Below are 23,341 nucleotides of genomic sequence, written 5' to 3'. Positions count from 1 at the left end.
AGCGACACCCTACGAGGACAGCGCCCTCGGATGGGACGTTGCGTAAACCTCACGGAGCTTGTCGACAGTGACCAGTGTGTAGACCTGAGTGGTCGTGACGGAGGCGTGGCCCAGGAGCTCCTGGACCACGCGGACGTCGGCACCGCCGTCCAGCAGGTGTGTCGCGAACGAGTGCCGAAGTGTGTGCGGTGAGATCTCTTTCGCGATCCCTGCGCGCTGTGCGGCCCGGCGTAGGACCGTCCACGCGCTCTGCCGCGACAGTCGACCGCCCCGGGCGTTGAGGAACAACGCCGGCGTCCCGTGCCCCCGCCGTACCAGATCTGGACGGCCGCGGACCTGGTACGCCGACAACGCCTCGCGGGCGTAGGACCCGACCGGGACCATGCGTTCCTTACTGCCTTTGCCCCGCAGCAAGACCGCACCGGCCTCCAGGTCGATGTCGTCCACGTCCAGCCCGACCGCCTCGGAGATGCGGGCGCCGGTTCCGTAGAGAAACTCCAGCAGCGCAGCGTCCCGGGTGGCCAGGACGGCGGGCTCCGCCTCCGCCCCGGCGGCAGCGGCAAGGATCCGCGTCACCTCGTCCACAGACAGTGCCTTCGGCAACCGTTGCGGCGGCGCCGGCGGCTTGACCGCGGCCGCGGGATCCACCGCGGTCAGCCCTTCCCGCAAACAGAACCGATGGAACCCGCGGACGGCGACCACGGTCCGGCCCGCACTGGATGCGGTGAGTGGCGGATGGTCGGCGTCGCCCTCCCGCAACCGCATCAGGAAGTCGCTCACCACGGCCTCGGTGATCCGGCCGAAGTCGTCGATCCCGGCGGCCGCGAGGTAGTCGCCGTACCGGCGCAGGTCACGCCGGTACGACGCCAGGGTGTTCGCAGCCAGGCCGCGCTCCACCGTCAGGTGGTCCAGGTACGCGCTGACCGCCCGGGCGATGCTCAGACCAGCACCTCGTCGAGCTTCCGCTGGGGCAGGTTGTGCGCGTCGGCGACCGGGCCGTAGGTGACGTGGCCGTCGAAGGTGTTCAGGCCGAGCGCCAGGCTGTGATCCAGCTTCAGGGCCTCCCGCCAGCCCAGGTTCGCCAGCTCGATCGCGTACGGCAGGGTCACGTTGGTGAGTGCGTACGTCGAGGTGTTCGGCACCGCGCCGGGCATGTTCGCGACGCAGTAGAACAGCGAGTCGTGCACCTTGTACACCGGGTCGGCGTGCGTGGTCGGGTGCGAGTCCTCGAAGCAGCCGCCCTGGTCGATCGCGATGTCGACGAGCACGCTGCCCGGCTTCATCCGCCGCACCATGTCGTTGGTGACGATCTTCGGCGCCTTCGCGCCCGGCACCAGCACCGCGCCGATGACCAGGTCGGCCTCGAGCACCGCGCGCTCGATCTCGTACGAGTTCGCGGCGATCGTCAGCAGGTGACCCTGGTAGATCCGGTCGGCCTCGCGCAGCCGCGCGATGTTGCGGTCGAACAGCTGCACCTGCGCCTGCATGCCGAGCGCGATCGCGGCCGCGTTCATCCCGGCGACACCCGCGCCGATGATCACCACGCGGGCCGGGTGCACGCCGGAGACGCCGCCCATCAGCACACCGCGGCCACCGCCGTTGCGCATCAGGTGGTAGGCGCCGGCCTGCGGGGCGAGCCGGCCGGCCACCTCGCTCATCGGGGCCAGCAGTGGCAGCGATCCGTCCGGAAGCTGGACCGTCTCGTAGGCGATCCCGGTGATACCCGACGTCAGCAGCGCCTCGGTGGTCTCGGCACTGGCAGCCAGGTGCAGATAGGTGAACAGGACCTGGTCCTTGCGCATCCGGTGGTACTCCTCGGCCACCGGCTCCTTCACCTTGAGCACCAGCTCAGCGTCCGCCCAGACGTCGTCCGCCGTCGGCACGATCCGCGCCCCCGCCGCGACGAACTCGTCATCGGGGATCAGCGAACCGTCCCCCGCGCCTTGCTCGATCAGAACCTCGTGCCCGGCGCGCGCGAACTCGTGCACGCCGGACGGGGTGATCGCCACCCGGTACTCGTGGTTCTTGACTTCCTTCGGAACTCCGACCTTCACAACTCGCCCTTCTTTCACAATCCAGGTGTGCGGCCCACGTCGTTGTGTCCGCGGCCCGGCGTGAGGGGTGATGCCAGGTCGCTGCTGAGTGTAAGCCCCCAAGGTTCATACCACTTGAACGGATGGTCTGATCGCCGCACGACTCGCGGAACGTTGCCCGGCGGTTCGGTTACACTCCTGTCAGACGCCGTGGCAGCCCGTGACGTTCGCACCGGAATCCCTTGCCCGGCAGGCTTTGCGCAATCTTGACGCAATCTCTACTTCTGTCTTAACCCCAGTTTTGCACTCCCCCGAAGAGCGACGGTTCGTGCTCTTCCAATACCCGCATTCAATCGCTTCAAGGAAGGTTCTGACATGGACGCTGAGATCGCCCTCCCGGGCGGCAACGTCGGTGGCGCGGTCCGCGTCGGCGACACGGTACGGCGCGCGACCGGCGCGTGGACGCCGGCAGTTCACAGCCTGCTCAACTACCTGGCCGATGCCGGCCTGACCGGCCTCCCGCGGGTGCTCGGGTTCGACGACCAGGGCCGCGAGATCCTCGATTACCTCCCGGGTACGTCGTACGGCCCCGAAGTACCCGACGACGTGCTCGCGGACGCGATGCGCTGGCTGGCCGAGTACCACCGGGTCGTCGCGTCGTACCGGCCGAAGGGTGAGATCGTCTGGCGGACCAGCCGGGGTGAACTCGCGGCCGATCAGATCATCTGCATGCACGACTACGGGTACTACAACTGGATCGGCACCGAGTCCGGTTTCAGCGGCGTGATCGACTGGGACATGGCCGGCCCCGGCGTCCCCCTGGACGACATCGCCTTCACCGCGTGGAACACGGTCCCCCTCGCGATGCCGATGGATCCCGCCTACCAGGCCGCGCGGCTGCGCCTGATGGCCGACGCGTACGGCGGTGATGTCTTCACGCCGCTGCAGATCCTCGAGGGCGCTCCGATCCGGGCGCAACGATCGGCGCGCGTCATCCGCGCCGGGCAGGTCGCGGGCGATCCCGGCATGCTCAATCTGGCCACGGTCGGCGAGCCCGAGCGTACCGAGCGTCGATTGAAGGACCTGCAGCACCGCGTTCCGGAGATCGCCGCCCACCTCTGACGTGACAGCGATCATTGACGGCCCCTCCAGCCGGTCAGGGATGCTTGGAATGGAGCCCGCCCGCTCCCAGTTGCACCCTGAGTAGGACGACGAGAGGAGTACGGCGTGGCGGTCGAACTGGGACGGTACGGGGTCTGGCACGGACCCCAGCACTGGGGTCCGGAACTGGCGGCGGGGCTGGAGCAGGCTGGGTACGGAACGTTGTGGCTGGGCGCCTCCCCGGAGGCCGATCTGCGCGATGCGGAAGTGTTGCTGGCGTCAACGAAGTCCGTTGCCGTCGGCACCAGCATCGTGAACATGTGGAAGACGCCGGCGGCCGACGTGGCGGCGTCGTACCACCGGCTCGAGGACGACTATCCGGGCCGGTTCGTGCTCGGGGTCGGCATCGGTCACCCGGAGCGCACCGGCGCGTACCGGTCGCCGTACCAGACCATCGTCGGCTACCTCGACGACCTGGACGACGCGAAGGTCCCGGTGGACCGGAGGGCGCTGGCCGCGCTCGGCCCGAAGGTGCTGCGGCTCGCGGCGACCAGGACGGCGGGCGCGCTGCCGTACCTGACGACACCCGAGCACACCCGGGAAGCACGCCGTACGCTCGGCGACGGTGTGCTGCTGGCGCCGGAGCAGAAGGTCGTGCTGGAGACCGATCCGGAGATCGCGCGCTCGACCGGTCGCGACTATCTGGCGTCGTACCTGCAGCTCAGCAACTACGTCTCGAACCTCGAGCGCCTGGGGTTCACCGACGAGGACATCGCCGACGGCGGCAGCGACCGGCTGGTCGACGCGCTCGTGCTGCACGGCACGGCGGTCGAGATCGCAGCGGGGCTGAAGGCCCACCTGGACGCGGGTGCGGACCACGTCGTGATCCAGCAACTAGGCCGGGAGGGGATCGATCTGCTGCCCGGGTACGAGGCCTTGGCGACGGTTCTCCGGTAGGGGTTTTCGGAGCCGTCCGACGACGCGCTGTTCGCCGGACGGCACCCCTTGATTCCCGGCCAGAACGGGGGAACATCGGCAGTAGATGCACCACACTTCGCGGTGCTCCCTTGGAGGTGTATCCCCATGACTGAGCGACACGAGTTGAGGTGGGGCGGCTTCGCCGGACTGGCCTTCGTCGTCCTGGCTCTCCTGGGCAGATTCCTGCCCGGCAACCCTCCGACCGTCGACGACTCGGACAGCACGATCAGCGGCTGGCTGAACGACCACCGGACGACGATCCTGTTCAGCGCGCTGCTGTGGGCGGCCGCGGCCGGATTGGTGATCTGGTTCGCCGCTGCCTTCGCCGAGGCGATCCGCGAGCGCGCCGAGCGCAGCGACGTGCACCTGGCGCTGCTGGCCGGTTCGGTGCTGGTCGGCGCCGCGATCTTCGTGAACGCGGCACTCACCGCGGCGACCGCGTTCAGCATCGGCGGCCGGGACGTGGCGATCACGATGCTGATGTACGACGTCACCGCGGTGATGACGACGATGATCGGCGTCGCCGCCGCGCTCCCGCTGGCGGCGGCCGGGATCGGCGTGATGCGCACCCACCTGATGCCGAACTGGCTGGGCTACCTGGCTCTGCTGGCCGCCTTGGTATCGTTCGCCGGCGCGTTCGGCGTGTTCGCCACCGATGGCGTGTTCGTTGCCGGCGGCACCTTGATGACCACGATCCCGTTGTTGCTGTCCGCGGTCTGGATCGCCTGTGCGGGTGGCTTCATGGTCCGCGAGCACCTTCCGGAGGTGTCCACCGGGGAGGCCGCCGTACCGCAGATGTGATCCTGGGCCGACCGCTTCAGCGCTGAAGCGTGAAGTCGGCGAAGTCGAAGCCGGGCGACACCACGCACGACACCAGCACGGCCGCGTCTCCGGCCGGCCGTGCTGCCTGCCATGCGCCGGCCGGGATCACCACCTGAGGTTGTTGCCCTGTCGGCACATCCGGCCCGAGAGTGACCGCGTCGGCCACGTCCGGCGTCTCGCCGTACTCCAGCGTCAGCGGGCCACCGGAGTGCCACAGCCAGATCTCCGCCGACCGGACGCGATGCCACTGCGACTCCTCTCCCGGTCCCAACAGGAAGTAGATCGCGGTCGCACTGGCCCGGGTGCCGCCGTACCCCGGCGGCTCGAACTCCACCGCCGATCGCCACGTCTCCCGGAACCACCCGCCTTCCGGATGTGGCTCGAGGTCCAGCAACGTCGCCAACTCCGGCTTGTCCATGACGCCATTCTCGGACCTAGCCCGGGTCGCCGAGGAGCGCTCGCAAGGTGGCCTTGTCGGCCGGGTCGAGGGCCCGGACGAAGCGGTGCAGGATTTCCAGGCGATCCGAGCCCTGGCCCAGGGCGGTCCGCATCTGCTCTGCGGCGAACTCCGCGGCGCCCTTGGTCGGGCGGTAGCGAGCGCGGCAGCCGGCCTGCACCCGGGCGACCAGGCTCTTCCGGCCGAGCCTGGTCAGGATGGTGTGCACCGTGTTGTAGGCCAGGTTGCCGGCCATCGCGGCCTGCACCTCGACGGGAGACAGCGGTCCTTCGGCGGCCCACAGTGCGGCGAGCACCTCGCTCTCGAGTTCACCGGCGCCGCGTCGCGCCGGCGAGCCGGTCCGGGTGTCCACGATCTCTTTGTACCGGGGGATTCCGCCGGCCTCCTGCCCCGGAAGGGTGAGCGGACGGGTGAGCCGAAGATCAACCTTGTGCACTTGTGAAACGGCTCGGAGACTCGGAGCACCCCAGCCCCGAACCCGCGAGGTGCACCATGCAAACCTTGTTGAGCGAAGTCGAAGGTCGCCATGCCGCGCTGCTGACGCTGCTGCGGACAGCCGCCCACCGCGGGTCGCCGGCGCAGCCCGGCGAAGCGCGGATGAACACCGACAGATTCCTCGCCCAAGCCAGCCGGCACACAGCCGCCGCGACCTGGATCCTGCTTCCGCCGGTCGCGCGGCATCTCCCGGCCGGGCGGGCCGAGGTGCGCGATCACTTGCGCGCGATCCGGCGGCTGGAACGGACACTGGTGCGGGCGAAGGCCAAGGAGTACGGCCAGGCCCAGACGATCCAGGTGCCGTGGCCCTCGGTGTGGTCCGGCGTCCATCACCACCTCGGACGGACCATCGCGGCCGAGCGGCGGCTCGCCGCGATGCTCGGGGAGCACCTCGACTCCGACGACGAGGCTCGCGTGCGGGAAAGGTTCACGCGAGCCGTCGCCGCCGCGCCGACGCGTCCCCACCCGCACCTGCCCCACACCGGCTTTCCGGGCCACGTCGCACGGACGCTGTGCGCGAGGCTCGACGCGCTCTGGGACGAGGTGGAGGGCAGGGTCACGTCGGTGGTCTACTGAGCGTCGCTCGCTGCCAGGAACACACTGCTGCCGAAGATGTCGTCCGCGGTCAGCGTGATGAGATCCTCCTTGCGCAGCGGGCGTCTCAGCTCGACCAGCCGCCGGGCCTGGCGGAGCCGGCACCGCTCGATCGCGTTGCGCACGCTGCGAGCGTTGGAGAAGCGCGGCCGCTGCATCCGCCGGGTCAGGTATTCCGAGAAGGCGGCCTGGGCTGCGTCGTCGAAGCGGAAGTTCTCCGATGTCAGCATCAGATCGGCGATCTGGACGAGCTCTGTGTGGTCGTAGTCCTCGAACTCGATGTGATGCGGCACCCGCGAGCTCAGGCCGGGGTTGGCCGAGAAGAAGGTGGCCATCCGGTCCGGGTAGCCGGCGAAGATGACGACCAGGTCGCCTCGCTCGTTCTCCATCTCGGTCAGCAGGATCTCGATCACCTCCTGCCCGTAGTCCCGTTCGTTGTCGGGCCGGAACAGGTAGTAGGCCTCGTCGATGAACAGCACCCCGCCGGCGGCCCGCGCGATCGCCTCCTTGGTCTTCGGCGCGGTGTGCCCGATGAACTGGCCGACGAGGTCGTCGCGGGTGACGGTGTGTACGCGCGGCGCACGGATGTACCCGAGTGCGTGCAGGATCGCGGCCATCCGGAGCGCCACCGTCGTCTTCCCGGTCCCGGGCCCGCCGGTGAAGCTCATGTGCAGCGTCGGCCGGGACGACGTCAGTCCGAACTGACGTCGCGCCCGGTCCACCAGGAGCAGCGAGGCGATCTCGCGCACCCGGCGCTTGACCGAGGCCAGCCCGACGAGCTCGGCCTCGAGGGCGGCCAGGGTCTCCTCGACCCTGGCCGCCGCCTCGTCGACCGAAAGGTCGAGCTCGGCATCGTCCGTCAGCAGCACCGGTTCCACCGCCTCAGTGCTCACTTCCTCAGGCGAGGTGGCGGCGGTGCGGGGAAACCCGAAGCCGGTCATGGGGCCTCCCGCCCTGGACTGAGGAGTGTAGGGAGCGAAGCGACTGGAGCGACGAGGGAAGGGCGGGAGACAAAGCCCCATGACCACGCCGGCGCCGAAGGCCCGGCCAAAAGCACAGCCGTATCCATCTGTTAGCCGTCCCCGTAGCGCGCTCCGGCCGGTCGCGTCGTGGCGTACGACGAGATGGCGTAGCGCTGGGTCCGGTCCGGGCCCTCGACCCGGGAGAGCAGGAAGCCGGGCTCCTCGGCAGGCCGCTGTACGAGGAACTGCATCGCGGTCGTCTGACGCCCGAGGCTCGCGTCGTACGCGAGGACCCGGACGTAGTGATTCGGGTACGTCGCCCGGCACTCGTTGATCTGGGCAAGGACCCCGTCAGGCTCGGCGAGGTCGAACATCGGCAGGCCCCACATCTCCCAGTAGACGTTGCGTGGGTGCGGGTCGTCGGTGTACTCCACCGAGACCGGCCAGCCGTGCCGCAGGGCGTAGCGGATCTGGTCGGCGATCTCGTCGTCGGTGAGGTCGGGCAGGTAGGAGAAGGTCCCGTGGCGCAGTTGCATGGTGATGCTCCTCGAGTCGGTGCGGATCGGGGCTAGACGGAGGCTGTCGCCGTCGGGACGACGTCGGGGGCGTCCGTGCTGGTGTAGTCGAAGGTGACGTCACCCCAGGTGGACAGCGCGGCCTCGAGCGGCGCGCAGGACTTGGCGGCGACCCGGAGGACGTCGGGTCCTTCGCGGAGCAGGTCGCGACCCTCGTTGCGTGCCTTGACCATGGCCTCGAGCGCGACCCGGTTGGCCTCGGCGCCGGCCGCGATCCCGAACGGGTGGCCGATCGTGCCGCCGCCGAACTGCAGGATGACGTCGTCGGAGAACAGGTCGAGCAGCTGGTGCATCTGGCCGGCGTGGATCCCTCCGGAGGCGACCGGCAGCACGCCCGGCATCGAGGCCCAGTCCTGGTCGAAGAAGATCCCGTTCTCCGGGTTCCTCGAGACGTGGTCCTCCCGCAGGGTGTCGTAGAAACCGCGGGTCGTCGCCGGGTCGCCCTCGAGCTTGCCCACCACGGTGCCGGCGTGGACGTGGTCGACACCCATCAGCCGGCACCACTTCGAGATCACCCGGAAGCTCACGCCGTGCGTCTTCTGCCGGGTGTACGTCGAGTGCCCCGCGCGGTGCAAGTGCAGCAGTACGCCGTTCTGCCGGGCCCAGTGCGCCATCGACTGGATCGCGGTGTAGCCGATGGTCAGGTCGATCATCACGACGACGCTGCCCAGCTCCTTGGCGAACTCGGCCCGGTTGTACATCTCCTCCATCGTCCCGGCGGTCACGTTCAGGTAGTGGCCCTTGAGCTCACCGGTCTCGGCCACCGCCTTGTTCACGCCCTCCATCGCGTAGAGGAAGCGGTCCCGCCAGCGCATGAACGGCTGCGAGTTGATGTTCTCGTCGTCCTTGGTGAAGTCCAGGCCGCCGCGGCAGGCCTCGTAGACGACCCGGCCGTAGTTGCGGGCGGACAGCCCGAGCTTCGGCTTGATGGTTGCTCCGAGCAACGGACGCCCGTACTTGTTGAGCATCTCGCGTTCCATCACGATCCCGTGCGCGGGACCCTGGAACGTCTTCACGTACGCGACCGGGATCCGCAGGTCCTCCAGCCGCAGCGCCTTCAGCGGCTTGAAGCCGAACACGTTGCCGATGATCGAGGAGGTCAGGTTGGCGATCGACCCCTCCTCGAACAGGTCGATGTCGTAGGCGATGTAGGCGAAGTACTCGCCCGGCCGCCCGGGCACCTCCTCCACGCGGTAGGCCTTCGCCTGGTAGTGGTGATTCGCGGTCAGCCGGTCCGTCCAGACCACCGTCCAGGTCGCGGTCGAGGACTCGCCGGCCACGGCGGCCGCGGCCTCGATCGGCTCGACGCCGTCCTGCGGCGCTACCCGGAAGACGGCGAGTACGTCGGTCTCCTTGGGCTCGTAGTCGGGGTTCCAGTAACCCATCCCGGCGTAGCTCTGCACCCCCGGGTCCCAGCGCTCCTTGGCCTTCGCGCCGTTCTCGGTCGTCGTCATCGGCTGCTCCCATCCGGTGTCTGCGTGATCCTTCGGGCACCAGCCTGCGCCGGTGAAGCATCAACTACAATTGAAACTTCTCCGCTGACCATTAAGGGATAGGTACATGATGGATCTGCCGGCCGCGGCCACCTGGGGGCGGCTTCAGACCTTCCTGGCCGTCTACGAAGGCGGAAGCATCCGCGCGGCGGCCGAGACCCTGCACGTCACGCCGCCGGCGGTGTCGGCCGCGATCTCGGCGCTGGAGACCGCGCTGGGTACTGCGCTGTTCAGCAAGGCCGGACGTGGCATCGTGCCGACGGACGCCGGCGAGACCTTCGCGGCGTACGTCCGCAAGCTCCTCGGGCTGCTCGCCGAGGCGGCCGGTGCGGTGCACGACGCCGATCGGGGCCGGCTGCGGATCGGCGCGGTGGCGACGGCCAGCGAGTACGTCCTTCCCCGCCTGATGGCCTCGTTCGTCGACGAGCATCCGCAGGTCGAGCTGTCCTTGTCGGTCCTCCCCCGCGACGAGCTCTTCGCCCAGGCCCGCGACCATGCCGTCGATGTCGTGCTCGCCGGACGGCCGCCGCGCGGATCCGGCCTGGTCACCCGCGCCCGCCGCGCCAACCGGCTGGTGCTCGTCGGCCGACCTGGACGCGACGACGATCCACTGACCAGCACCTGGTTGCTCACCGGTCAGGGCTCGGGCACCCGGGACACGACGTTGTCGCTGCTGACCCGGCTGCAGGCGGCGCCACCGCTGCTCACCCTCGGGACCTCGGGGGCAGCGGTCGCCGCGGCGCGCCAGGGACTGGGCGTGACCTTGGTGCACGAGGAGGCCGTGCGCGGTCAACTCGACGCCGGTGAGCTTGCGACGTACGCCGTACCCGGGACTCCTGTCGATCGTCCGTGGCACCTGTGCACGACCGCCGAACCGACCGCGGCGAGCCGGTTGTTCCTCCGCCACGTCTGCGATGCCGGCCGGGTGGGGGCGGCGGCGTTTCACACCCGGTCTCGCCCCCAGGGGTGAGTACGGCGGGGCCGCGCCGGGCGATGCTGCACTGCATGACCACGACGCTGCGCACCGATCTCCCCACTCTCGCCGACACCGCCCGTCGGATGACCGATGCCGGTCGCGGCATCCTGGCCGCCGACGAATCCATCAAGACCATGTCGTCCCGGCTGGAACAGGAAGGCATTCCGTCCAGCCCGACCGCCCGGCGGGACTATCGCGAACTGCTGATCACCGCCGATGGGCTCTCGGACTGGGTCAGCGGGGTGATCTGGTGCGACGAGACGTTCGGGCAGGAGCTGGCCGACGGCCGCCCGTTCCCCCAGGCCGCGCGCGAGCTGGGCATCCTCCCTGGCATCAAGGTCGACACCGGCACGAGCAAGCTGCCCGGCGGCGGTGGCGCGCTGGTCACCGAGGGGCTCGACGGGCTGGGTGACCGGCTCGCGTCGTACGCCGAACGCGGGGCCGCGTTCGCCAAGTGGCGCGCGGTCTTCGACGTCGCCACGATCACGCCGTACTCGGCCCGGGCCAACGGTCACGCGCTCGCCCGGTACGCCGCTCTCTGCCAGCAGCACGGCATCGTACCGATCGTCGAGCCGGAGGTCCTGTGCACCGGTGACCACGATCTGGGTGCGTCGGCGCAGGCATCGAACCTTGCCCTGCGCACCCTGTTCGACGAACTGGCCCAGGCCGGCGTCGACCTGTCCGGCGTGGTCCTCAAGCCGAACTTCGTGACTCCCGGCCTCGACGCCCCGGCCGCCACCGCGCGGACGATTGCCGCTGCCACCTTCGGCGTACTGTCCGAGACGGTGCCCGAGGCGCTGGCCGGGATCGCATTCCTCTCCGGTGGCCAGCCGACAGGCCATGTGTGCGAGTCTCTCCGCGAACTGCACCGACTCGGCGACCGCGCGTGGCCGGTCACGTTCTCCTTCGGGCGCGCATTGGTGAGCGACGCTCTGAGCGCGTGGGGTGGCGAAGCCGGGAACGTGCAGAAAGCCCAGCAGGTCCTGCTGGACAACTGCCGTCGGGCCGGTCAGGCGACCCGCTGAACCGCGGGATCAGAAGGGCAGCTCGACCAGGACCGTCGTACCTCGCTCGGGGATCGATTCGATCCGCAGTGACGCCTCGATCAGCGCGCAGCGTTCCGCGATCGAGCTGAGCCCGAAGTGCTGCGCACCGTCCGCGTCACCGGCGCGGGCGGTCCGCCGTTCCTCCGGGTCGAACCCCTTGCCGTCGTCGGCGCAGCCGAACACGATCGAGTCGCCGACCCGCCGCAGTGACAGTACGACGCGATCGGCCTCGGCGTGCTTGACCGCGTTGGCCAGCGCCTCCTGGGCGATCCGGTAGAGCGCCGCGGCGACATGGTCGGGGATGTCGTCGAGGGTCGCCGCGGGATCGACCAGCAGGTCGATCGACGGAGCGCTCTCGCCATTCGCCGCCATCTGCACCAGGGACTCCATCGCCGCGACCAGGCCGAGGTCGTCCAGGACCAGGCTGTGCAGGCCGGAGATCGCGGCCCGCGTCTGGTGGTAGGCCAGGTCGGCCAGCTCCCGGGCGCTCACCAGCTCGGCCCGCGCTCGCGCCAGCTCCGCCTCCGGCACTCCGCCCGCGGAGTCGCGTACGGCGAGCTCCGACACGGTCATGTCCGCGGCCGAGAGGTGGAACGACATGGACGCCAGCGCGGTCGTGACCCCGTCGTGCAGGTCGAAGGCGATCCGCCGGCGCTCGGCCTCCTGGGCCGAGATGGCCTGCTTGATCAGGCGATCCCGCTCGGTCCGGTGCCGGTTCACCGCCAGCCACAGCTGCTCGGCGTGCAGCCGCAGACCGAGCGCCGCGGCGTACCGCTCGGCGCGGGCGAGGTCGGCCGGACCGAAGGGAACACGCGGACTGCGATGCGCCGCCAGCACACCGACGATATGGTCCTCGAGCCCTCGGAGCGGAACGCACATCCTCGCGACGGTCTGCCGGGGCTCGAGACGGAGCAACTGCCGGTGCAGCGCGTTGCGCGGCGAGTCGGACGCGAGGACGACGGGCGTGCCGTTGCGGGCCACGAGACCGGTCACCCCGAACCCGACCGGCATGCTCAGCGCCGCGGTCGACGGGTGGGGCGGCCAGATGTCGGCGACCGTGAGCTCCTGACCGTCGCTGGCGAGCAGCAGCACGCCGTCGGCCTCGAGGAGTCGCGCGAGCTCGGCCGCCGAGGGGAGGGGCCCTGTCTCGGCGGTCAATGGAACAGACCCTCGCGGAGCGCGACGGCGATGGCGCCGCTGCGGTCGGAGACCCCGAGCTTGCGGTACAGGCCACGGATGTGGGTCTTCACCGTGTCCTCACTGACGACGAGCTTGCTCGCGACACCTCGGTTGGAGTGGCCGGAGACGAGCAGCTCCAGGACCTCCGACTCACGCTGGGTGAGCCCGAGGTGCGCGCCCGGCCAGAACTCGCCCGCACTGAGCCTGGCGGCGGACAGTGCGACGCGTCCGGCCAGCGCAGGGTCGATGACGGTCTCGCCCTCACGCACGCGGCGCAGATGCCCGACCAGCTCCTGACCGTCGATCCGCTTGAGGATGTAGCCCGACGCACCGACTCTCAGCGCCTGGTACAGGTAGTGCTCGTCGTCGTACACCGTCAGCAGCACGACCTTGGTCTCCGGGTATTGCGAGGTGATCTGGCGGCAGAGGTCGAGCCCGCTCTCCTTGCCGATCCGTACGTCGCACAGCACGACGTCGGGCCGTTCGTCGGAGACCAGCGTGAGCGCCTCTGCCGCGGTCGTCGCCTGGCCGGTGACGACCACCTGGTCGACGAAATGGCCGAGCATCGCGACCAGGCCGTGCAGCACCATCTCGTGGTCGTCCACCAGGACGAGTCGCAGCGGGGTCGGAGTCGTGGCCAGCATGGGCCAAGAGTAAGCGGAGACAGCACGATTCCCCCACGATCACGAGGATTCACCCGCACGTCCACCCGGGAGGGTGAGGGCGCGATCGGCAAGGCACGGTGCGCTTGGAAGTCTCCGATCAGGAAGGCCAGCCATGACCGAGCCCACCCCTCGCGCTCCCCGTCCGCTCATCGTCCCCTCGGTGCTGCCCGCCGATTTCGCGCGCCTCGGCGACGAGATCCGCGCGCTGTGCGACGCCGGCGTCGACCGGATCCAGTGGGACGTGATGGACGGGGTGTTCGTCCCGAACCTCACCTTCGGTCCGGACGTGATCGCGGCGGCCCAGGAGCACAGCCGGGTCGCCTTCGAGGCCCATCTGATGGTGGTGGAGCCCGACGAGCTCCTACCCCGGTACGTCGAGGCCGGATGCGAGTTGATCATCGTCCACGCCGAGGCGTGCACCCATCTCCATCGCACGCTCGGCCGGATCCGGGATCTCGGCGTACGCAGTGGTGTCGCGCTCAATCCGCACACGCCCGTGGACCTGGTGGAACACGTCCTCACCGAGACGGACCTGGTGCTGGCGATGACGGTCAACCCCGGTTTCGGCGGGCAGGCCTACATCCCCTCGGTGGAGAAGAAGGTGGCGCGGCTGCGGCGGCTGATCGACGAGTCCGGCCTGCCGATCGAGCTCGAGGTCGACGGCGGCATCACCGCCGACACCATCCGGGGCGCGGCCGCGGCCGGCGCCGACGTATTCATCTCCGGCTCGTGGATGTATGCCCACAGCGACGGCAAGGCCGCCGCCGTCCGGCAGTTGCGCGCGGCCGCGGTCAGCGCCGCGCAGAAGAACGAGGAGGCCGCCTGATGACCGAGCTGCTGCAACGGTCGGCCGCGCCGTCCGTCGAGACCGACCGGCTGGCGGTCGACACCCTCCGCTTCCTCGCCGTCGACATGGTGCAGGCGGCGAACTCAGGCCATCCCGGCATGCCGATGGGCGCCGCCCCGATGGCATGGGCGCTCTGGAGCAGGCATCTGCGCCACGACCCCTCGGCGCCCGACTGGGCCGACCGGGATCGCTTCGTGCTCTCGGCCGGACACGGCTCGGCCCTCCTCTACGGTCTCCTGCACATCTTCGGCTACGACCTGCCCGAGGCCGAACTGCGCGCGTTCCGGCAGCTCGGGTCGCGCACTCCCGGCCATCCCGAGTTCGGTCACACTGCCGGGGTCGAGTGCACGACGGGTCCACTCGGACAGGGCCTGGCCATGGCCGTTGGGATGGCCCTGGCGGAGCGGATGACGCACGCGCGTTACCCGGAGATCACCGACCATCGCACGTACGCGATCGTCGGCGACGGCTGCCTGATGGAGGGGGTCAGCCACGAGGCTGCCTCGCTCGCCGGGCATCTCGGTCTGGGCCGGCTGGTCGTGCTCTGGGACGACAACTCGATCACCATCGACGGTTCGGTCGACCGTTCCTGCAGCGACGACCAGGTCGCCCGCTTCGCGGCGTACGGCTGGCACACGCAGACGGTTCGGGACGGTACCGACGTCGACGCGATCGACGCCGCTATCGCTCGGGCCAAGGCTGACTCGCGCCCGAGCCTGATCGCAGTCCGGACCATGATCGGCCACGGCGCCCCAGGCGTAGCGGGTACGTCGAAGGCGCATGGTTCACCGCTCGGAGAGGAGCTGGCCGCGGAGGCCAAGCGGTTGGCCGGGTGGGAGCACCCGCCCTTCAGCGTTCCGGAGTCGGTGCGGGCTGCCTGCGATGCGTTGGCGTCGGCCGGCGCCCGCGAACACGATGCCTGGCAGGCCGCGTACGCCGCCTTCGAGGCGAGTGCACCGCACCAGGCAGCGGAGTTCCGTCGCAGCCACGATCGGCGACTGCCGGATGCTCTTGTGGAGACGTTGTCCGCAGTTCCCGGCGAAGCGCCTCGAGCGACTCGGCAGTCGTCCCAGGCTTGCCTGAAGGCTTTGACGACCGTGATGCCGGAGCTGATCGGCGGATCGGCGGACCTGGCCGGCTCCACCGGGACCGCGACCGGCGGAGCTGTCGTGACCCGTGACGACTACTCGGGCTCCACGATTGCCTTTGGGATCAGGGAGTTCGGCATGGCCGCGATCATGAACGGGCTCAGCCTGCACGGCGGGTTCCGGGTCTACGGGAGTACGTTCCTGGTCTTCGCCGACTACCTGCGGCCGGCGCTCCGGCTCGCCGCGCTGATGCGCCAGCCCGTCATCCACGTGCTGACCCACGACTCGATCGCGGTCGGCGAGGACGGCCCCACCCATCAGCCCGTCGAGCAGATCGAGTCGCTGCGAGTCATCCCCGGACTGCAGGTACTGCGCCCGGCCGACGACGCCGAGACGGCACGGGCCTGGCAGCTCGCGCTGGAGCGTACCGACGGTCCGACTGCTCTGATCCTGTCCCGCCAGACACTCCCCCAGACCGCGCCGCCGGCCGACGAGCACTCGCCGGTCGCCGTCGAGATCGTGGCTACCGGATCTGAGGTCGCCCTGGCCGCGGAGGTCGCCGACGCGCTGACCGCCGAAGGTCACAGCGTCCGCGTGGTCTCCGCGCTGGACCGATCCGCCTACGTCCCGGATCCACTCGCGATCACAGTCAGCCTGGAGGCCGGCAGCACGATGGGCTGGAAGGGGCTGGTCGACCTGGCCATCGGTATCGACGAGTTCGGCACGTGCGGCCCTGGCGACCAGGTGATGGCGCATCACGGCTTCACCGGCACGGCAGTGCTCGGCCGGATCCGCGAGTACCTGCAGCAGTCGCCGGGGGCCTGAGGTGGATCGGCTGGCCGCGGTCGTCTTCGATGTCGACGGCACGCTGGTCGACAGCGAACGCGATGGCCATCGGGTCGCCTTCAACGCCGCCTTCGAGGAGGCCGGACTAGGAGACCGCTGGGACGTTCCGACGTACGGAAACCTGCTTCACATCGCCGGCGGGGCCAAGCGACTGGCGTTCTGGTTCGAGAACGCCGGAGTGCCCGCCGGCGATGCCCGGCGCCTGGCCGAGCGGTTGCACGCTCGCAAGACCGAGATCATGCGGGACCTGATCGAGGCCGGGAAGGTGCAGGCCAGGCCAGGCGTTCACCGGCTGCTCGACGAGCTCGACGCGGGCGGCGTACCGATGCATGTGGCAACGACCGGTACGCGCGCCTGGGTCGAACCGCTGCTGGACCGGGTCTTCGGCCCGCGCTTCCAGACCGTTGTCACCGGCACCGAAGTGCCCGAGCTCAAGCCGAGCCCGGCGGTGTACCTCGAGGTGCTGCGGCGGACGAGCTGCCCGGCCGATCGGACTGTGGCCGTGGAGGACTCACAGAACGGCGTACGCGCGGCTGTGGCGGCCGGACTGTGCTGCGTTGCGGCTCAGAACGAGTACACGCAGGACGACGACCTGTCCGGCGCGGCGCTGGTTGCCAGCGGGTTCGAGGACCCGGCTCTGGTCGCCTTGTTCCGCCGTCGCATCCCGCCTCCACAAGGATGAACATGACGATGCCCCGCAGCCTCCCGGCTGCGGGGCATCGTTCGTCGTGGGACGGATCAGACGGTCCAGGTCGCGAACACGATGGCCCGGTCCCGCCAGGCCTGGATGTTGGCGTCCAGCACGTCCAGCGGGTTGAACGGGATGACGCCCTTGATCAGGTCGTCCTCGCGCATGCCGTAGAGCGCGCCCATCGCGAACCGGCAGGCGTACACCTTCGCACCCTCGTCGATCAGCGTCTTGAGCTGCTTGTTGTAGCCGAGGTTGCCCGGGAAGCCCTCGCTGCCGACGGCCGGGTAGCCGCGGGCGGCGGACGCCATCAGGACGCCGGGACCGTACAGGATGAACGTGAGGTCGAAGCCCTTCCGCTGCAGGCGGGTGGCCGTGAGCATGTTGACCAGGCCGACGGAGCCCTCGAACGGGACCGTGTGCATGAAGACATACGCCTTGTCGCCTTCGTTGGCCTGGTGGTCGGGGAAGATCTTCTCCTCGACGTCGAAGAGGATGTCGCCCTCCTGGGGCGGTTCGATGGTGACTGTCTTCGGCATGATGCTGACTCCTTCGAAGTGTCGGCAGTGCGGAGAGGTGGGACGGCCTGCACCCGGTCGGGGCAGGGGCTCAGTAATCGCCGGGCGGCAGGTAGTCGGGCTTCGGCCATCCCCTGCGATGGCTGCCCGGAATCGCCTGCATGGTGGTCCGGCGCAGTCCCCAGGGCAGGATCCGGTAGACGGGTGCGAACACCTGTCGCCACCAGCGATCCTTGAGTCCGTGCGGGCGGGCCGGCGGATTGGCGCCGTACTTGGCCGCCATCCGGCGCTGGGCGTCGGCCAGCAGGGCGTGCTCGGAGTTCGAGCGGAGCCAGTGGAAGAAGGGCATACCGGCCGCCTCAGAGCTTCGCGACGAGGGCTTGCGCCGCCATCGCGATGGGTTCGTTCAACGCGCCGATCGCGGGCGAGTAGACGTTCTCCATCGTGGCCAGCGTGTCGACCGTGATACCGGTCCGGGCCACGATGCCGAGGAAGTCCGCGCGCTCCTTGATCCCTTCGCCACCGACCATCTGGGCGCCGATCAGCCGGCGGGTCCGGGGGTCCGCGAGCAGCTTGACCTTGATCGGCTTCACGCCCGGGTAGTACCGCGCCCGGGTGATGCCGTCGGCAACGCCGGTGACGAAGGGCAGTCCCAGCGCCGTGGCGAGCGTCTCGCCGAACGAGACCCCGCCGATCATCCACTGCCCGGCGAGCATTCCCCAGGGCACGTACACCGGGTTGTGCACCCGCGAGCCGCCGGCCGCGTTGATCCCCGCCGTCTTGCCCTGGGCGTAGGCGTGGCTGCCCGAAAGCCCTTGCAACGGGACGTTCGAGACACCGTGCGGAATCTCGGCGCAGTCACCCGCCGCATAGACGTTCGGGTCGGAGGTGCGCATCCGCGGGTCGACCGCGATACCGCCGGTGCTGCCCAGCTTGATCCCGGCGGACCCGGCGAGACCGGAGTTGGCCACCTTGTGGCTGCCGATCACCGCCAACTGCGCCGGTACGTCGCCGAACGTCGTACTCACGTGGGTGAGCGTGTCCGTGCCCCGGAAGGCGGTCACCCGCTCGCCGAACTTGAGCGTGACACCGGACTCCTCCCAGTCCTTCCGGACGGGCTCGACGATGTCCGGGTCGATCACGTCGGCCATCGGCCACGGTCCGGGGTCTATCAGGGTCACGTCGATGCCACGATGCCGCAGAGCCGAAACCATCTCCATCGCGATCGGCCCGGACTCCACCACCACGGCCGACTTCACCGTGTCGAGGTAGCGGTCCCACTCCATCGCGGCGCGGATGTTCTTGACGTGGTAGATGCCGCCGAGCTCGACGCCGGGAATGTCGGGGGTGTCGTAGTTCCAGCCGGTCGCGAGGACGAGCTTGTCGTAGGAGACCTCGCCCTCGCCGCTCACCTTGATGGTCCGCGACCTCGGGTCGATGCTCTCGACGCTGGTCTCGTAGTGCACATCGATGCCTTGGGCAACGTACTGTTCCTTGGTCGCGAGGAACAGCTTCTCGAAGGACTCGATCTCCTTGCCGTGCACGAAGGGGATCCCGCACGGGCTGTAGGCCACGTCCTCGTACTCGGTGTACACCACCGTCTGGGCGGACGGGTCCTGGCCCTTGGCGGCGCCGGCCACCCCGAGGCCGGCGGCACCGCCGCCGATCACAACGATCTTCACGAGAACTCACTCCCTGCTTCGCATCGCATGGTCACTGGATCTCTCCGTCCTTGGGGACAACTGCTCGGATGGTCAGCCGTACGCCGGAGCGCAGCGTGTTGGTCACGTAGCAGACCCGCTCGGCCGCCGCGACCAGGCGCTCGAGCTCGGCCTCGGGGGCACCGATCCGCGCCTCGACGTGGACGGCGCCGAACTGCAGGCCGTCGTACCGGCCGGTCGCCCGAACCGTCAGCTCGGTGAGGTCGAGCGAGCGCTTGCGGGCCGCGTAGCTGATCGCCAGCGTGAAGCAGGACGCGACCGAGGCCAGGAACAGGTCGGTGGGCTGCGGACCGAGGTTGGCGCCGCCGACCTCCTCCGGTTCGTCGACCTGGATCGTGAACGGGCCGGCCTCGACGGTGCAGTGGTACCCGCCGTGCCAGACGCTCTCGACGCTGCGGGTGGCCGCCACCAGGTCCTCAGTGCGCGTGGTGGCCATGGTCCTCGTCGCGATGGTCGTGACCGGCCGGCCGGTGGCACAGGACGTCGGCGCGGGCGTCGATGTCGTCCGCGGACACGACCCCGCGCTCGGTCAAGAGCTCTTCGAGCGCGCCGAGCCAGCGGTCGTAGTAGCTGTACTCCCCCGGTTCGCCGTCGCGCCGGGCCACCTCGGCGATCAGGCCGCCCTGGAAGTCCTTCCAGGAGAACAGGCCCTGATCGGCCAGCGCGGCCGCGATCCCGAAGGCACGGCTCTCCCACGGCTGCTCGAAGACGAGCTCGCCGTTGGCTCGCGGCAGCCCGGTGACCGTGTCGTCCAGGCTGCCGGCGATCTCCGCCGTCACGAGACCACCTCGGCGACGCCGACCATGGCGTCGCGGGTCACGAGGGCGGCGAGCTCTTCCTCGGTCAGGCCGTCGGTGTGCTGCGGGCGTCGCGGCAGAACGAAGTACCTGTTCTCCGCGCTGGAGTCCCACACCCTGACGCGGATGTCGTCCGCGAGTGGCAGCCCCATCTCCGCGAGCAGCGCCCGCGGCTCCCGGACCGCCCGGGACCGGTACGCCGGATCCTTGTACCAGTTCGGAGGCAGCCCGAGCACGGGCCACGGGTAGCAGGAGCACAGTGTGCAGACGACGAGGTTGTGCACCTCGGCGGTGTTCTCCACGACCACGATGTGCTCGCCCTGCGGACCGCCGAAGCCCAGCTCCTTGATGGCGCCGGTGCCGTCCGCGAGCAGACGTTCGCGGTAGTCCGGGTCGACCCACGCCTTGGCCACCACCTTGGCGCCGTTGAGCGGGCCGACGTCGTTCACGTAGCGATTGATGAAGCCGTCGAGCACCTCGGTCTTCACCAGGCCGCGCTCGGTGAGCAGCTCCTCGAGCGCCTCGGCGCGCAGGGCGGCCGGTGGCCGGTCGGCGGAACGGGGATCGGCACTCACTGGCAGTCCTCCAGATAGCTCTCGAAGAGGTCGATGAAAACGGTCGCCGGCTCGGCGCCGGGACCCCACAGGTCGGTCGCCTCGAAGCGCACGGTGTAGACGTGCTGCGCGTCCTCGCCGGTGAAGTGGGCGGTGCTGTCCGGCAGTACGGCGGCTGGACGGCGAGCCTCGACCACCCCGGCGCGACCGCGGACGTACGCGGGCATCCGGGTGTGGCCGGCCTTGTACTGTTCCCGGGCCCGCACTCGCTGCCCGGCCTCGAAGGCCGGCGCGTCGTCGATCTGACGCAACGATCCGGGGCCGCCGCGCTCGTACGACGGTTTGCGCACCTCGACGTCAGCCGGCTCGCTGACGTCCTCACCGGCCAGCCGGCGAGCGCGGGCCTCGACAGCACCCTGCGCGAGTACGCCGCTGTCCACCAGCAGCAACTCTGCGGCCGCCAGCCACCGCCCGTAGTACCCGTCGGCGAGATAGTCGACCGGATGCAGGCGCTCGAGCGCGTGCCGGAAGGCGTCGAGGTTGGTCCCCGACGCGCCCATCGAGGCGAGCCCCAGCGCGAAGGTGCGCGCGTGCCAGTCCGCCGCGAACACCGGCTCGTCCGGTTCGATCGCGACCGCGCCCCAGCCGTGGGTGCCGCCCATGTCGTGAATGCCGTCCACCAGCAGCTCCTCGGGTTCGGCGAAATCTCTTATCCGATAAGGAAATACACTATGAGACACATCGACGTCCGTCAACCATCGGATATACTGCGTCTACTAAAGGCCGGGGGCAGACCGAAGGAGTGCCGAAGTGACACCGCCATCCGCACGATCCGCACGGGTCAGTGACCACTCGCCGGCCGAGCGACCCGCCGGAGCTCCGCTGTCGGAGTCCGAGGTCTCCGAGGTCGTCGCCGGCATCGGGCCGCGGCTCCGCACGCTGCGCGGCCGGCTCGGACTGTCGCTGCAGCAGCTGGCCGAGCGCTCCGACGTCTCACCGGCCGCGATCCACAAGGTGGAGCAGGGCACGATGGTCCCCACCATCACCACGCTGCTGAAGCTCGCGGCCGCCTTCCAGGTGCCCGTCGCCCACTTCATCGACGAGACCGACGCGCCGGCCACGCCGGTGAGCTTCACCCCGAAGAACCAGCGGCGGGTCCGGATGTCACCCGACGGCGACGTCGTGGTGGGTTCGATCTCCGCGGAGTCCGGGCCGTTCGAGCTGACCGCGAGCATCACCGAGATGGCCGCGGGCGCGCAGTCGGCCCCGGATGACCGGCGTCCGGCCGGCGAGGCCCTGGTGCACGTCCAGTCCGGGACGCTGGAGCTGACGGTCGGTGCGCAGACCTATCGCCTCAGCGCGGGCGACTCGCTGCACTTCCGCTCCGAGGAGAATCACTCGTGGCGCAATCCGTCCGCGCGCACCACCAAGGTCGTCTGGGTGGCGCTTCCCGAACGACGCGGCTGATCACCACACCAGCGCCGACGAGGGCGTCGTACGAGCGGCCGCGGGGCGTCTGACGTTGGTCCGCAGCGTCACCATCTCGATCAGGTCGAGCAACCGGTTGGCGTAGCCGAACTCGTTGTCGTACCAGCCGAACACGCGGACGGCGTTGCCGTGCGACTCGATGTCCTGCAGCGTGACGACGCAGGAGCGCGGGTCGCCGATGACGTCGCTGGAGACCATCGGCATGTCGCTGACGCCCACGATCCCGGCCCAGCGCTCGGACAGTGCCGCCTGGATGAAGGCGTCGCGCACCTGCTCGGTGGTGGCCTGGGTGCGGAGCATTCCCACGACGTTGCTGAGCGAACCGTCGGGCACCGGGACGCGCACCGCGACGCTGTGCACGCGGTCCTTCAGCTGCGGCAGCACCCGGGCCAGTGCGGTGTCCGCACCGGTCCCGGTCGGAATGATGTTCTGACCCGCGGCCCGGGACCGGCGCAGGTCGTGGTGTGGCAGGTCGAGCAACTGCTGGTCGTTCGTGTAGGCGTGCACGGTGTCGACCCAGCCGCCCTCGACCCCGAAGGCCTCGTCGAGGATCGCGAAGATCGGCGCGACGCAGTTGGTCGTGCAGGACGCGTTCGAGATGATCCGGTGCGAGTTCGGATCGAGGGTCGCCTCGTTGACACCGAGGCAGATCGTCGCCTCCGCCGAGTCGGTCGGGGTGGACACGATCACCCGTTTCGCGCCGGCCCGCAGGTGTCCGCCGGCCCGTTCCCGGCTGGTGAAGTGCCCGCTGCACTCGGCCACCACGTCGACTCCCAGCGACCCCCACGGCAGATTCCCCGGATGGTTCGCCCGCAGCACCTTGATCCGCCGGTCGCCGACCATGAGCTCGTCGTCGGTCGCCGCCACCGGTACGCCGAGCCGCCCGTGCACCGTGTCGTGCTGGAGCAGGTAGGCCAGCGTCGCGGCCGGGGTCAGATCATGGACGGCGACGACGTCGACGAACGAGTCGCGCGCGATGATGGCGCGCAGCAGCGCACGTCCGATCCGGCCGAGGCCGTTGATCGCGATCCGGGGTACGTCGGTCATCGGGCAGTCCTCTCGCGGGTCACACCGGCACCAGCACGGGCACCGGCTTCGCGCCGGCCTTGGACCGCGCTCGTGGCACCAGCGAGGCCAGTGCCACGAGCGCGTCAAACACGCGGTCGCCATCGGCCCACGCGTGTGCTTCGGCGAAATCGATCCATTCGCTCGGGGGGATCACCGGCTCGGCCTCGCCGTACTCGATCTCGCCCCAGGTGGCCGCCATCTCGATCAGCTCCACCAGCGACATCATCGGCTGCGCCTCCAGCGAGACCAGGCGCCGATGGTGCGCCGGGGCGGTCTGCTCGAAGCGGCATCCGCAGCAGTCAGGTTCGGGGTTGAACGTGTCCATGAACGGATCTTGCCGACCGCTGTTG

At 69.7% G+C, this 23,341-nt stretch carries 28 protein-coding genes; 10 read left to right on the top strand and 18 right to left on the bottom strand.

From position 1 onward, the window contains the following. Positions 1-9: 9 nt before the first annotated feature. Together xerD and ald are read right to left on the bottom strand one after the other, a co-directional pair. Entirely contained in the window at positions 10-942 is a 933-nt protein-coding gene (xerD, locus tag OG876_RS24745; protein ID WP_442914189.1) for a site-specific tyrosine recombinase XerD, read from the bottom strand. Continuing rightward, a complete protein-coding gene (gene ald, locus OG876_RS24740; RefSeq protein WP_328519009.1) occupies positions 939-2,054 on the bottom strand; it encodes an alanine dehydrogenase in 1,116 nt (371 codons plus the stop codon). Before ald ends, xerD begins: the two co-directional genes overlap by 4 nt. Before the next feature lie 354 nt (positions 2,055-2,408). Here ald and OG876_RS24735 point away from each other — a divergent pair, with 354 nt between their 5' ends. The 3 genes from OG876_RS24735 (at position 2,409) to OG876_RS24725 (ending at position 4,913) form a co-directional block, all read left to right on the top strand. Beyond that, entirely contained in the window at positions 2,409-3,155 is a 747-nt protein-coding gene (locus OG876_RS24735) for a phosphotransferase (RefSeq protein WP_328519008.1), read from the top strand. Positions 3,156-3,260: 105 nt separating this feature from the next. Then, positions 3,261-4,091, top strand: coding sequence for an LLM class F420-dependent oxidoreductase (locus OG876_RS24730; protein ID WP_328519007.1), 831 nt, complete (start codon positions 3,261-3,263; stop codon positions 4,089-4,091). A gap of 126 nt (positions 4,092-4,217) precedes the next feature. Next, positions 4,218-4,913: a DUF4386 family protein gene (locus OG876_RS24725; RefSeq protein WP_328519006.1), complete on the top strand. Its 696-nt coding sequence runs from the start codon at positions 4,218-4,220 to the stop codon at positions 4,911-4,913. Between the two features lie 16 nt (positions 4,914-4,929). Here the strand turns inward: OG876_RS24725 and OG876_RS24720 are convergent, their stop codons facing one another. Next, the gene (locus OG876_RS24720; protein WP_328519005.1) at positions 4,930-5,352 is read right to left on the bottom strand and encodes a cupin domain-containing protein; all 423 of its coding nucleotides are present in this window, start codon (positions 5,350-5,352) and stop codon (positions 4,930-4,932) included. Between the two features lie 16 nt (positions 5,353-5,368). Continuing rightward, a complete protein-coding gene (locus OG876_RS24715; protein WP_328519004.1) occupies positions 5,369-5,743 on the bottom strand; it encodes a BlaI/MecI/CopY family transcriptional regulator in 375 nt (124 codons plus the stop codon). A 140-nt stretch (positions 5,744-5,883) separates the two neighbouring features. On the opposite strand from OG876_RS24715, the gene OG876_RS24710 reads away from it, so the two are divergent. Further along, positions 5,884-6,462 (top strand): hypothetical protein, encoded by a 579-nt coding sequence (locus OG876_RS24710; protein ID WP_328519003.1) that lies wholly within the window; start codon positions 5,884-5,886, stop codon positions 6,460-6,462. On the opposite strand, the gene OG876_RS24705 is transcribed toward OG876_RS24710, so the two are convergent. The 3 genes from OG876_RS24705 to OG876_RS24695 all read right to left on the bottom strand — a co-directional run bounded on the left by OG876_RS24705 (position 6,456) and on the right by OG876_RS24695 (position 9,471). Then, positions 6,456-7,421 (bottom strand): AAA family ATPase, encoded by a 966-nt coding sequence (locus tag OG876_RS24705; protein ID WP_328519002.1) that lies wholly within the window; start codon positions 7,419-7,421, stop codon positions 6,456-6,458. The genes OG876_RS24710 and OG876_RS24705 overlap by 7 nt on opposite strands. Positions 7,422-7,552: 131 nt before the next feature. Next, the gene (locus OG876_RS24700; protein WP_328519001.1) at positions 7,553-7,978 is read right to left on the bottom strand and encodes a ribulose bisphosphate carboxylase small subunit; all 426 of its coding nucleotides are present in this window, start codon (positions 7,976-7,978) and stop codon (positions 7,553-7,555) included. 32 nt (positions 7,979-8,010) lie between these two features. Further along, positions 8,011-9,471, bottom strand: a complete 1,461-nt coding sequence (locus tag OG876_RS24695) for a form I ribulose bisphosphate carboxylase large subunit (protein ID WP_328519000.1) — start codon at positions 9,469-9,471, stop codon at positions 8,011-8,013. 106 nt (positions 9,472-9,577) lie between these two features. Between OG876_RS24695 and OG876_RS24690 the strand changes: the two genes are divergently transcribed. Further along, positions 9,578-10,480, top strand: a complete 903-nt coding sequence (locus OG876_RS24690) for a LysR family transcriptional regulator (protein ID WP_328518999.1) — start codon at positions 9,578-9,580, stop codon at positions 10,478-10,480. A gap of 35 nt (positions 10,481-10,515) precedes the next feature. Then, on the top strand, positions 10,516-11,511 hold the full coding sequence (locus tag OG876_RS24685) for a class I fructose-bisphosphate aldolase (RefSeq protein WP_328518998.1): 996 nt from the start codon (positions 10,516-10,518) through the stop codon (positions 11,509-11,511). 9 nt (positions 11,512-11,520) lie between these two features. On the opposite strand, the gene OG876_RS24680 is transcribed toward OG876_RS24685, so the two are convergent. Together OG876_RS24680 and OG876_RS24675 are read right to left on the bottom strand one after the other, a co-directional pair. Next, positions 11,521-12,690: a GAF domain-containing sensor histidine kinase gene (locus OG876_RS24680; RefSeq protein ID WP_328518997.1), complete on the bottom strand. Its 1,170-nt coding sequence runs from the start codon at positions 12,688-12,690 to the stop codon at positions 11,521-11,523. Further along, entirely contained in the window at positions 12,687-13,355 is a 669-nt protein-coding gene (locus OG876_RS24675) for a response regulator transcription factor (protein ID WP_328518996.1), read from the bottom strand. The genes OG876_RS24680 and OG876_RS24675 overlap by 4 nt, the downstream gene beginning before the upstream one ends. Before the next feature lie 133 nt (positions 13,356-13,488). Between OG876_RS24675 and rpe the strand changes: the two genes are divergently transcribed. From rpe to OG876_RS24660, 3 genes are read left to right on the top strand one after another with little or no spacing between them, the layout of a single operon-like run. Then, the gene (gene rpe / locus OG876_RS24670) at positions 13,489-14,202 is read left to right on the top strand and encodes a ribulose-phosphate 3-epimerase (RefSeq protein ID WP_328518995.1); all 714 of its coding nucleotides are present in this window, start codon (positions 13,489-13,491) and stop codon (positions 14,200-14,202) included. Continuing rightward, positions 14,202-16,136 (top strand): transketolase, encoded by a 1,935-nt coding sequence (gene tkt, locus OG876_RS24665; protein WP_328518994.1) that lies wholly within the window; start codon positions 14,202-14,204, stop codon positions 16,134-16,136. The genes rpe and tkt overlap by 1 nt, the downstream gene beginning before the upstream one ends. Before the next feature lies 1 nt (position 16,137). Next, a complete protein-coding gene (locus OG876_RS24660) occupies positions 16,138-16,839 on the top strand; it encodes an HAD-IA family hydrolase (protein ID WP_328518993.1) in 702 nt (233 codons plus the stop codon). Between the two features lie 56 nt (positions 16,840-16,895). On the opposite strand, the gene OG876_RS24655 is transcribed toward OG876_RS24660, so the two are convergent. From OG876_RS24655 to nthB, 7 genes are all read right to left on the bottom strand, one after another. After that, positions 16,896-17,384: an MSMEG_0572/Sll0783 family nitrogen starvation response protein gene (locus tag OG876_RS24655; RefSeq protein WP_328518992.1), complete on the bottom strand. Its 489-nt coding sequence runs from the start codon at positions 17,382-17,384 to the stop codon at positions 16,896-16,898. A gap of 70 nt (positions 17,385-17,454) precedes the next feature. Beyond that, positions 17,455-17,712, bottom strand: a complete 258-nt coding sequence (locus OG876_RS24650) for a hypothetical protein (RefSeq protein WP_328518991.1) — start codon at positions 17,710-17,712, stop codon at positions 17,455-17,457. 10 nt (positions 17,713-17,722) lie between these two features. Next, positions 17,723-19,045 carry an FAD-dependent oxidoreductase gene (locus tag OG876_RS24645; protein WP_328518990.1) on the bottom strand — a complete coding sequence of 441 codons (1,323 nt, stop codon included), beginning with the start codon at positions 19,043-19,045 and terminating at the stop codon, positions 17,723-17,725. Positions 19,046-19,076: 31 nt separating this feature from the next. Continuing rightward, positions 19,077-19,520, bottom strand: coding sequence for an OsmC family protein (locus OG876_RS24640; RefSeq protein WP_328518989.1), 444 nt, complete (start codon positions 19,518-19,520; stop codon positions 19,077-19,079). Continuing rightward, complete coding sequence (locus tag OG876_RS24635) at positions 19,501-19,863, bottom strand: nitrile hydratase accessory protein (RefSeq protein ID WP_328518988.1); 363 nt, start codon at positions 19,861-19,863, stop codon at positions 19,501-19,503. The genes OG876_RS24640 and OG876_RS24635 overlap by 20 nt, the downstream gene beginning before the upstream one ends. After that, entirely contained in the window at positions 19,860-20,456 is a 597-nt protein-coding gene (nthA, locus tag OG876_RS24630; RefSeq protein ID WP_328518987.1) for a nitrile hydratase subunit alpha, read from the bottom strand. Before nthA ends, OG876_RS24635 begins: the two co-directional genes overlap by 4 nt. Continuing rightward, positions 20,453-21,115 carry a nitrile hydratase subunit beta gene (nthB, locus tag OG876_RS24625; RefSeq protein ID WP_328518986.1) on the bottom strand — a complete coding sequence of 221 codons (663 nt, stop codon included), beginning with the start codon at positions 21,113-21,115 and terminating at the stop codon, positions 20,453-20,455. Before nthB ends, nthA begins: the two co-directional genes overlap by 4 nt. A 130-nt stretch (positions 21,116-21,245) precedes the next feature. Here nthB and OG876_RS24620 point away from each other — a divergent pair, with 130 nt between their 5' ends. Then, positions 21,246-21,902 carry a helix-turn-helix domain-containing protein gene (locus OG876_RS24620; protein WP_328518985.1) on the top strand — a complete coding sequence of 219 codons (657 nt, stop codon included), beginning with the start codon at positions 21,246-21,248 and terminating at the stop codon, positions 21,900-21,902. Here OG876_RS24620 and OG876_RS24615 read toward each other — a convergent pair whose 3' ends face one another. Both OG876_RS24615 and OG876_RS24610 read right to left on the bottom strand, forming a co-directional pair. Next, a complete protein-coding gene (locus tag OG876_RS24615; RefSeq protein WP_328518984.1) occupies positions 21,903-22,970 on the bottom strand; it encodes a type I glyceraldehyde-3-phosphate dehydrogenase in 1,068 nt (355 codons plus the stop codon). 19 nt (positions 22,971-22,989) lie between these two features. Continuing rightward, on the bottom strand, positions 22,990-23,316 hold the full coding sequence (locus OG876_RS24610) for a hypothetical protein (protein WP_328518983.1): 327 nt from the start codon (positions 23,314-23,316) through the stop codon (positions 22,990-22,992). Positions 23,317-23,341 lie beyond the last annotated feature (25 nt).

Source organism: Kribbella sp. NBC_00359 (assembly GCF_036097425.1).
Classification (GTDB): Bacteria; Actinomycetota; Actinomycetes; order Propionibacteriales; family Kribbellaceae; genus Kribbella.
The sequence above is the reverse complement of the archived record's forward strand: the minus strand, read 5'-3'. Positions and strand labels throughout refer to the sequence as shown.

What these genes read in the sequence shown, in the direction of transcription:
- OG876_RS24675 (WP_328518996.1), bottom strand. Translation starts at nt 13,355, where the DNA reads ATGCTGGCCACGACTCCGACCCCGCTGCGACTCGTCCTGGTGGACGAC.
- OG876_RS24690 (WP_328518999.1), top strand. Translation starts at nt 9,578, where the DNA reads ATGATGGATCTGCCGGCCGCGGCCACCTGGGGGCGGCTTCAGACCTTC.
- OG876_RS24655 (WP_328518992.1), bottom strand. Translation starts at nt 17,384, where the DNA reads ATGCCGAAGACAGTCACCATCGAACCGCCCCAGGAGGGCGACATCCTC.
- rpe (WP_328518995.1), top strand. Translation starts at nt 13,489, where the DNA reads ATGACCGAGCCCACCCCTCGCGCTCCCCGTCCGCTCATCGTCCCCTCG.
- OG876_RS24705 (WP_328519002.1), bottom strand. Translation starts at nt 7,421, where the DNA reads ATGACCGGCTTCGGGTTTCCCCGCACCGCCGCCACCTCGCCTGAGGAA.
- OG876_RS24710 (WP_328519003.1), top strand. Translation starts at nt 5,884, where the DNA reads ATGCAAACCTTGTTGAGCGAAGTCGAAGGTCGCCATGCCGCGCTGCTG.
- OG876_RS24720 (WP_328519005.1), bottom strand. Translation starts at nt 5,352, where the DNA reads ATGGACAAGCCGGAGTTGGCGACGTTGCTGGACCTCGAGCCACATCCG.
- OG876_RS24735 (WP_328519008.1), top strand. Translation starts at nt 2,409, where the DNA reads ATGGACGCTGAGATCGCCCTCCCGGGCGGCAACGTCGGTGGCGCGGTC.
- tkt (WP_328518994.1), top strand. Translation starts at nt 14,202, where the DNA reads ATGACCGAGCTGCTGCAACGGTCGGCCGCGCCGTCCGTCGAGACCGAC.
- OG876_RS24640 (WP_328518989.1), bottom strand. Translation starts at nt 19,520, where the DNA reads ATGGCCACCACGCGCACTGAGGACCTGGTGGCGGCCACCCGCAGCGTC.
- OG876_RS24615 (WP_328518984.1), bottom strand. Translation starts at nt 22,970, where the DNA reads ATGACCGACGTACCCCGGATCGCGATCAACGGCCTCGGCCGGATCGGA.
- OG876_RS24700 (WP_328519001.1), bottom strand. Translation starts at nt 7,978, where the DNA reads ATGCAACTGCGCCACGGGACCTTCTCCTACCTGCCCGACCTCACCGAC.
- OG876_RS24610 (WP_328518983.1), bottom strand. Translation starts at nt 23,316, where the DNA reads ATGGACACGTTCAACCCCGAACCTGACTGCTGCGGATGCCGCTTCGAG.
- OG876_RS24725 (WP_328519006.1), top strand. Translation starts at nt 4,218, where the DNA reads ATGACTGAGCGACACGAGTTGAGGTGGGGCGGCTTCGCCGGACTGGCC.
- OG876_RS24650 (WP_328518991.1), bottom strand. Translation starts at nt 17,712, where the DNA reads ATGCCCTTCTTCCACTGGCTCCGCTCGAACTCCGAGCACGCCCTGCTG.
- OG876_RS24695 (WP_328519000.1), bottom strand. Translation starts at nt 9,471, where the DNA reads ATGACGACGACCGAGAACGGCGCGAAGGCCAAGGAGCGCTGGGACCCG.
- OG876_RS24685 (WP_328518998.1), top strand. Translation starts at nt 10,516, where the DNA reads ATGACCACGACGCTGCGCACCGATCTCCCCACTCTCGCCGACACCGCC.